We start from the raw sequence: 7229 nt of genomic DNA, 5'->3' as shown, positions 1-7229 counted from the left end.
GCGCTTCTTGTCCTCCTCGTAGGCCTCGAAGTTGCCCTCGAACCATTCCACCTGCGCCTCGCCCTCGAAGGCGAGGATGTGGGTGCAGATGCGGTCGAGGAAGAAGCGGTCGTGGCTGATGACCACGGCGCAGCCGGCGAATTCGGCCAGCGCGTCCTCGAGGGCGCGCAGCGTCTCCACGTCGAGGTCGTTCGTCGGCTCGTCGAGCAGCAGGACGTTGCCGCCCTCCTTCAGGAGCCGCGCCATGTGCACGCGGTTGCGCTCGCCCCCCGAGAGAAGCCCCACCTTCTTCTGCTGGTCGCCGCCCTTGAAGTTGAAGGCGCCGACATAGGCGCGCGAGTTGATCTCGGCGTCGCCGAGGTGGATCACCTCCTGCCCGTCGCTGATCGCCTCCCAGACGGTGTTGTCGGGGTCGAGCGCATCGCGGTTCTGGTCGACGTAGGAGAGTTTCACCGTGTCGCCGTAGTCGATCATCCCGGCGTCGGGCTGTTCCTGCCCGGTGAGCATGCGGAAGAGCGTGGTCTTGCCCGCCCCGTTCGGCCCGATCACGCCGACGATGCCCCCCGGCGGCAGGGAGAAGCTGAGGTCCTCGATCAGCAGCTTGTCGCCATGCGCCTTGCGCAGCTGTTCGACCTCGATGACCTTGCCGCCGAGGCGCGGGCCGTTCGGGATGACGATCTGCGCGCGGCCGACCTTTTCGCGCTCGGACTGGCTGGCGAGTTCCTCGTAGGCCTGGATGCGCGCCTTGGACTTGGCCTGCCGCGCCTTGGCGCCCTGCCGGATCCACTCGAGCTCGCGCGCCAGCGTCTTCTGCTTCGCCTTGTCCTCGCGCGCCTCGTGTTCCAGCCGCTTGGCCTTCTGCTCCAGCCAGCTCGAATAGTTGCCCTCGTAGGGGATGCCCCGGCCGCGGTCGAGTTCGAGGATCCAGCCGGTGATCTCGTCGAGGAAGTAGCGGTCGTGCGTGACGATCAGGATCGTGCCCCTGTAGGCGACGAGGTGGCTCTGCAGCCAGGCGATCGTCTCGGCGTCGAGGTGGTTGGTGGGCTCGTCGAGCAGCAGCATGTCCGGCGCCTCGAGCAGCAGCTTGCAGAGCGCGACGCGGCGTTTCTCCCCGCCCGAGAGGCTGTCGACCTGCGCGTCGTCCGGCGGGCAGCGCAGCGCCTCCATCGCCTGGCTCACCTGCGCGTCGAGGTCCCAGAGGTTCTCGCTGTCGATCTCGTCCTGAAGCTGCGCCATCTCGTCGGCGGTCTCGTCCGAGTAGTTCATGGCGAGCTCGTTGAAGCGGTCGAGCTTGGCCTGCTTGGCCTTCACCCCCTCCATCACGTTGCCGCGCACGTCGAGCGCGGGGTCGAGCTCGGGCTCCTGCGGCAGGTAGCCCACGGTCGCGCCCTCGGCCGCCCAGGCCTCGCCGGTGTAGTCGGTGTCGATCCCGGCCATGATGCGCAGGAGCGTCGACTTGCCCGCGCCGTTCACGCCCACGACGCCGATCTTCACGCCGGGCAGGAAGTTCAGGCGGATGTTCTCGAAGGTCTTCTTGCCGCCCGGGTAGGTCTTGGAGACGCCGTCCATGTGATAGACGTACTGGTAGCTGGCCATCGGCTGTCGCACCTTTCGGAAACTGCGGGAGTGTCGGGGCCGTGATACTTGAGCGCGCGGACCGGGGCAATGCGGGCGCGCGGGCGGCGCGGCGCGGGGCGCGTTGACAAACCGGGCCCCGTGCGCTCTGCCGCCCGGGCGAAACGGAGGGACGGGCGCGATGATCAGGTCCGACACGGGATTGCCGCCGGTGCGCGCCGGGCTGCGGGTCGGGCTTCTGGGCGGCTCCTTCGATCCGCCGCACGTGGGGCATGCGCACATCTCGCGCGAGGCGCTGAAGCGCTTCGGTCTCGATCGCGTCTGGTGGCTGGTGAGCCCGGCCAACCCGCTGAAGCGCGCCGGGCCCGCGCCGCTCGCCGAGCGGATGGCGGCGGCGCGCGCCCTCGTCGATCACCCGAGGATCGCGGTGACGGACTTCGAGGCGCGGGTCGGCACGCGCTACACCGCCGAGACGCTGGCGGCGCTGCAGGAGAGGTGTCCCGGCGTGCGCTTCACGTGGCTGATGGGGGCGGACAACCTCGCGCAGTTTCACCGCTGGGAGCGCTGGCGCGAGATCATGGCGCGCGTGCCGGTGGGCGTGCTGGCGCGGCCGGGTCTGCGGATCCCCGCGCAGACCTCGGTCGCCGCGCGCGCCTTCCGCGCCGCGCGCCTGCCCGCCGCCGACAGCCGGTTGCTGGGCCGGGCCGATCCGCCCGCGTGGTGCTTCGTGAACGTGCCGATGGTAAACCTGAGTTCAACCGAAATCCGCGCGCGGGGCGGCTGGCGGCGGCGCGCACCGGGCTGAGCACGCCGGGAGCCTCTGCGTGTGCGCCGTCGGCGCGCGCGGGCGGCGCGCTTGCCTCCTCCGCGCGGCTCGGGTTACCTGCCGCCGAGGAGAGGGAGATGCGCGACATTCTGGACAGACGGTCCTTTCTGGCCGGTCTCGCGTCGGTGGCCGCCACGCCGGCGCTGGCTGTGCCGCCGGCCGCCTCGTTGCGGCCGCTGGCGCGCGGCGGCGGGACCGCGGCGACGCCGCCCGCCGCGGAGGAGCTGATCGCGGCGGCACGTCTCGACGGCAAGGTGGCGCTGGCGCTCGCCGATCTCGGGACGGGCCGGGTGCTCGAGGGGGTGCGTCCGGGCGATGCGCTCCCCCCCGCGAGCACGGCGAAAGCGATCACGGCGCTCTATGCCCTCGACGTGCTGGGCGCGGCGCACCGCTTCGAGACGCGCGTGCTCGCGGCGGGCGAGATCCGCGACGGCGTGCTGAAGGGCGACCTGATCCTCGCCGGCGGCGGCGACCCGGTGCTCGACACCGACGGCCTCGCGGAGCTGGTCGACGCGGTGCGGGCGGCGGGCCTGCGCGAGGTCACGGGGCGCTTCCGCGTCTGGGGGCGCGCGTTGCCCGGGGCGCGGGCGATCGATGCGGCGCAGCCGTCCTACGTGGGCTACAACCCGGCGGTGTCGGGACTGAATCTCAACTTCAACCGCGTGCATTTCGGCTGGGAGCGGGCGGGCGACGACTACGAGGTGACGCTTCAGGCGCGCACGGCCCGGTATCGTCCGGACGTCGCGATCGCGCAGATGCGGGTCGAGGACCGCCGCGGCCCGGTCTATACCTACGAGGACAGGGCGGGGCGCGACCACTGGACGGTCGCGCGGGGCGCGCTCGGGCCCGCGGGCGCGCGCTGGTTGCCGGTGCGGCGGCCCGCCCTTTACGCCGGCGAGGTCTTTCAGCGCCTCGCCGAGGTGGCGGGCCTGCGCCTGTCCGCGCCGGAGGAGGCCGACGCGCTTCCCGCGGGCGCAACGATCCTCGCGCGTCGCGAGAGCCCGCCGCTGTCGGAAATCCTGCGCGAGATGCTGGAGTATTCCACCAATCTCACGGCGGAGGTGACGGGGCTTGCCGCGACCGCGGCGCGCGGGGCGGGGGCATCGACGCTGACGGACTCGGCGGCCGAGATGGCGCGCTGGTCGGCCGGGGCGCTCGGCATGGAGACGTGCCGCTTCGTGGATCACTCGGGTCTCGGCGACGCCTCGCGCGTGACGGCCGCCGAGATGGCGCGCGCCATGGTCGCGGCCGAGGGCGCGGGCGGCGTGCGCGCGCTGCTGGACGAGCACGACGTGCGCGACGCCCGCGGGACGCCGATGCGCGATGCGCCCTTCGAGGTGCGTGCGAAGACCGGCACGCTCCATTTCGTCAGCGCGCTCACCGGCTACCTGACCGTGCCCGGCGGGCGGACCCTGGGCTTCGCGATCCTGACGGGCGATCTGGCGCACCGGGCGACGCTGACGCGCACGCAACTCGACCGCCCGCCCGGCGCGCGCGCCTGGGCCGGCCGGTCACGAAAGCTTCAGAGCGCGCTGCTCCGGCGCTGGGCGGAGGTTTACGCGGACTGAGATCTGCTCAGGGCCGGATCACGATCCGCGTCGCATCCTTGCCGACGGTGCGCACCAGCTCGAAGAGCCGACGCCCGGTCTCTGGCGCGAGGCGCACGCAGCCGGCCGAGGCGGGTTCCCCGAGCGTCTCGACCTGATCGGTGCCGTGGATGGCGTCGTCGCCATGAAAGAAGATCGACCACGGCATCGGCGCGCCGCTCCGGCGCTGGGCGGAGGTTTACGCGGACTGAGATCTGCTCAGGGCCGGATCACGATCCGCGTCGCATCCTTGCCGACGGTGCGCACCAGCTCGAAGAGCCGACGCGCGTTTGCGGGCGCGAGGCGCACGCAGCCGGCCGAGGCGGGGTCCCCGAGCGTCTCGACCTGATCGGTGCCGTGGATGGCGTCGTCGCCATGAAAGAAGATCGACCACGGCATCGGCGCGCCGCAATGGATCGAGGAGCGATGGTCGGGCGACAGGGCGTCCGGCGTGAAGGTCCCGGTCGGCGTGACCTTCCCGTCGCGCGCGGTGGAGACGGGCCATGTGGCCAGCGTCTCGCCGTCGAGATGCACGGTCATCCTCCGCTCGGAGAGGTCGACCTTCGCCACGAGTTCCTCGGCCCCCGCCGCGCCGGCCCGCCCGGCGGCCAGAAGCGCGGCCCGGAGGCGTGCGATCATGCGCGCATGTGACGGGCGCGCGCGCCGCGCTCGATGGCGGCCGCATGCAGCCGGTCGATGTCGAGCTCGTAGCGGATCTCCTCCAGCAGCCGAAGCTCGCTCTCCCGCAACTGCCCGTCCGCCGCAGCGACATCGCAGGCGAGCGCGTAGGCCGTCTCGTAGAGCCGCTCGGGCAGGTTCTCGCGCAGCAGGCCGAAGAGCGCGTCGAGCCCGTCTTCCTGTTCGAAGAGGTCGAAGACCACCTGCGCCGCGGCGGTCATGCGGTCGATGTCGTAATCCGCGAAGACCGGCAGGTGGTTCACCTGCGCCTGGATCTTGACGAGTTCCGCGGTGCGCAGGTCCTCGTCGCTCGCCGAGACGGCGACCATGAGCGCGACGAGGCAGTCCTGCGCGCTGAGCGGATGGGTGAGGGTGTCGGTCATCGGTCCGGGTGTCAGGCTGTCGAGGGACCTTATTGACTGCCCGTCGCGGCCGCAATAGGTCACGTCCGCGCCGGGGCCACGGGGCCGCGGCGCCATCCCCGGGAGCGACCCATGAGCGACGCACGACAGGCGGCGATGACCGCGAAGGCCTGGCCCTTCGAAGAGGCGCGGCGCGTGCTGAAACGCTACGAGGCCGGTTCGCCGGACAAGGGGCATGTGCTCTTCGAGACGGGCTACGGTCCCTCCGGCCTGCCGCATATCGGCACCTTCGGGGAGGTGGCGCGCACCACGATGATCCGTCGTGCCTTCGAGGTGATCTCGGACATCCCGACGCGGCTGATCTGCTTTTCCGACGACATGGACGGGATGCGGAAGATCCCCGAGAACGTGCCCGACCCCGAGATGCTCTCCGGGCATCTTCAGAAGCCGCTGACGGACGTGCCCGACCCCTTCGGCACGCACGAGAGCTTCGGCCACCACAACAACGCGATGCTGCGCCGCTTCCTCGATGCCTTCGGCTTCGAGTACGAGTTCTATTCCGCGACCGAGTTCTACCGCTCCGGCGCCTTCGACGGGATCCTGCTGCGCGCGGCCGAGCGTTACGACGACCTGATGAAGCTGATGCTGAAGACGCTGCGCGAGGAGCGGCGGCAGACCTACTCCATCTTCCTGCCCATCCACCCCGAGACGGGGCGGGTGCTCTACGTGCCGATCAAGCACGTCGACGCGCGCGAGGGCACGGTGACCTTCGACGACGAGCGCGGGCGCGAGTGGACGGTGCCGGTGACCGGCGGGCACGTGAAGCTGCAGTGGAAGCCCGACTTCGGTGCGCGCTGGGCCGCGCTCGGCGTGGATTTCGAGATGTACGGCAAGGACCACTCGACCAACACGCCGGTCTACGACGGCATCTGCAGGATCCTCGGCGCCAGGCCGCCCGAGCACTACACCTACGAGCTCTTCCTCGACGAGAACGGCGAGAAGATCTCGAAGTCGAAGGGCAACGGGCTGACCATCGACGAGTGGCTGACCTACGCCTCGACGGAGTCGCTCAGCTACTACATGTTCCAGAAGCCGCGCACGGCGAAGCGGCTCTATTTCGACGTCATCCCGAAGGCGATGGACGAGTATCACCAGCAGCTGCGCGCCTACCCGGACCAGCCGCCGGAGAAGCGGGTCGAGAACCCGGTCTTCCACATCCACGGCGGCGAGGTGCCGGCGAGCGGGATGGTGGTGCCCTTCTCGATGCTCCTGAACCTCGCCTCGGTCTCCTCGGCCGAGGACAAGGGCGTGCTCTGGGGCTTCATCCGCCGCTACGCGCCGGAGGCGAGCCCGGAGACGCACCCCGACCTCGACGAGGCGGCGGGCTACGCGGTGCGCTACTACAACGACTTCGTGAAGCCGGCGAAGGTCTACCGCGCGCCCACCGAACTCGAGCGCGCGGCGCTGACGGAGCTGCGCGAGCAGCTCGCCGCATGGGACGGGCCGACCGACGCGGAGGCGCTGCAGTCGGTGGTCTACGCCGTGGGGCGCGAGCGCTTCGATCCCCTGCGCGACTGGTTCCGCGCGCTCTACGAGGTGCTTCTGGGTGCAAGCCAGGGCCCGCGCTTCGGCGGCTTCGTCGCGCTCTACGGCGTCGCGGAGACGGTCGCGCTCATCGACAAGGCGCTCGCGGGCGAACTGGCCTGAGGCGCGCTTTGACAGGGGCGCTTTGACGCGGGGGCAGGGCGGGCTACCTCCCGACGCACCAGCCGAGGGAGACCGCCCATGCGCCGCCTGTGTCTCGCGCTTGTCGCCATGCTCGCGCTCGCCGCGCCGCTCCGCGCGGAGGAGGACGCCGCCCCCGCGATCCGGGACGTGATCCGGAGCCAGATCGACGCCTTCCTCGCGGAGGATGTCGAAAGGGCCTTCAGCTACGCGAGCCCCGGCATCCAGGGCGTCTTCCGCACGCCGGAGACCTTCGGGCGCATGGTGCGGCAGGGCTATCCGATGGTCTGGCGGCCGGACGAGGTGCGGTTTCTCGAGCTCGAGGAGCGGGACGGCGCGCTGCACCAGCGGGTGCTGATCGAGGACGCCGAGGGCGCGCGCCACCTGCTCGACTACCGTATGGAACCGGGGCGCGAAGGCGGCTGGACGATCGACGGCGTCCGCATCCTCGAGGCCCCCGAGGTCGCCGCCTGAGGA

8 protein-coding genes are annotated in these 7229 nt (G+C 71.1%); 4 read left to right on the top strand and 4 right to left on the bottom strand.

Annotated features, from left to right (window positions below; translation table 11 throughout):
• Positions 1 to 1596, bottom strand: a 1596-nt coding sequence (gene ettA, locus ACESL7_RS10815) for an energy-dependent translational throttle protein EttA (RefSeq protein WP_372893335.1), incomplete at its 3' end; no start/stop codon positions are given.
• Between the two features lie 160 nt (positions 1597 to 1756).
• Here ettA and ACESL7_RS10810 point away from each other — a divergent pair.
• Positions 1757 to 2380 (top strand): nicotinate-nucleotide adenylyltransferase, encoded by a 624-nt coding sequence (locus ACESL7_RS10810; protein ID WP_372893334.1) that lies wholly within the window; start codon positions 1757 to 1759, stop codon positions 2378 to 2380.
• Positions 2381 to 2478: 98 nt separating this feature from the next.
• Positions 2479 to 3969, top strand: a complete 1491-nt coding sequence (gene dacB, locus ACESL7_RS10805) for a D-alanyl-D-alanine carboxypeptidase/D-alanyl-D-alanine endopeptidase (RefSeq protein ID WP_372893333.1) — start codon at positions 2479 to 2481, stop codon at positions 3967 to 3969.
• A gap of 7 nt (positions 3970 to 3976) precedes the next feature.
• Here the strand turns inward: dacB and ACESL7_RS10800 are convergent, their stop codons facing one another.
• The 3 genes from ACESL7_RS10800 to ACESL7_RS10790 are packed head-to-tail and all read right to left on the bottom strand — an operon-like array spanning position 3977 to position 5048.
• The gene (locus ACESL7_RS10800) at positions 3977 to 4156 is read right to left on the bottom strand and encodes a L,D-transpeptidase (RefSeq protein WP_372893332.1); all 180 of its coding nucleotides are present in this window, start codon (positions 4154 to 4156) and stop codon (positions 3977 to 3979) included.
• Positions 4157 to 4206: 50 nt separating this feature from the next.
• Positions 4207 to 4626: a L,D-transpeptidase gene (locus tag ACESL7_RS10795; protein ID WP_372893331.1), complete on the bottom strand. Its 420-nt coding sequence runs from the start codon at positions 4624 to 4626 to the stop codon at positions 4207 to 4209.
• A complete protein-coding gene (locus ACESL7_RS10790) occupies positions 4623 to 5048 on the bottom strand; it encodes a tellurite resistance TerB family protein (RefSeq protein ID WP_372893330.1) in 426 nt (141 codons plus the stop codon). Before ACESL7_RS10790 ends, ACESL7_RS10795 begins: the two co-directional genes overlap by 4 nt.
• Positions 5049 to 5159: 111 nt before the next feature.
• On the opposite strand from ACESL7_RS10790, the gene ACESL7_RS10785 reads away from it, so the two are divergent.
• Both ACESL7_RS10785 and ACESL7_RS10780 read left to right on the top strand, forming a co-directional pair.
• Positions 5160 to 6734 (top strand): lysine--tRNA ligase, encoded by a 1575-nt coding sequence (locus tag ACESL7_RS10785; protein WP_372893329.1) that lies wholly within the window; start codon positions 5160 to 5162, stop codon positions 6732 to 6734.
• Between the two features lie 78 nt (positions 6735 to 6812).
• A complete protein-coding gene (locus tag ACESL7_RS10780) occupies positions 6813 to 7226 on the top strand; it encodes a DUF4864 domain-containing protein (protein WP_372893328.1) in 414 nt (137 codons plus the stop codon).
• Positions 7227 to 7229: the final 3 nt, after the last annotated feature.

It is taken from the genome of Rhodosalinus sp., from assembly GCF_041685465.1.
GTDB lineage: Bacteria > Pseudomonadota > Alphaproteobacteria > Rhodobacterales > Rhodobacteraceae > Rhodosalinus.
This window is presented reverse-complemented; position numbering and strand designations above follow the sequence as displayed.

Bases quoted from the DNA above. Each gene is read 5' to 3' on its own strand.
- ACESL7_RS10810 (WP_372893334.1), top strand. From the start codon at position 1,757: ATGATCAGGTCCGACACGGGATTGCCGCCGGTGCGCGCCGGGCTGCGG.
- dacB (WP_372893333.1), top strand. From the start codon at position 2,479: ATGCGCGACATTCTGGACAGACGGTCCTTTCTGGCCGGTCTCGCGTCG.
- ACESL7_RS10800 (WP_372893332.1), bottom strand. From the start codon at position 4,156: ATGCCGTGGTCGATCTTCTTTCATGGCGACGACGCCATCCACGGCACC.
- ACESL7_RS10795 (WP_372893331.1), bottom strand. From the start codon at position 4,626: ATGATCGCACGCCTCCGGGCCGCGCTTCTGGCCGCCGGGCGGGCCGGC.
- ACESL7_RS10790 (WP_372893330.1), bottom strand. From the start codon at position 5,048: ATGACCGACACCCTCACCCATCCGCTCAGCGCGCAGGACTGCCTCGTC.
- ACESL7_RS10785 (WP_372893329.1), top strand. From the start codon at position 5,160: ATGAGCGACGCACGACAGGCGGCGATGACCGCGAAGGCCTGGCCCTTC.
- ACESL7_RS10780 (WP_372893328.1), top strand. From the start codon at position 6,813: ATGCGCCGCCTGTGTCTCGCGCTTGTCGCCATGCTCGCGCTCGCCGCG.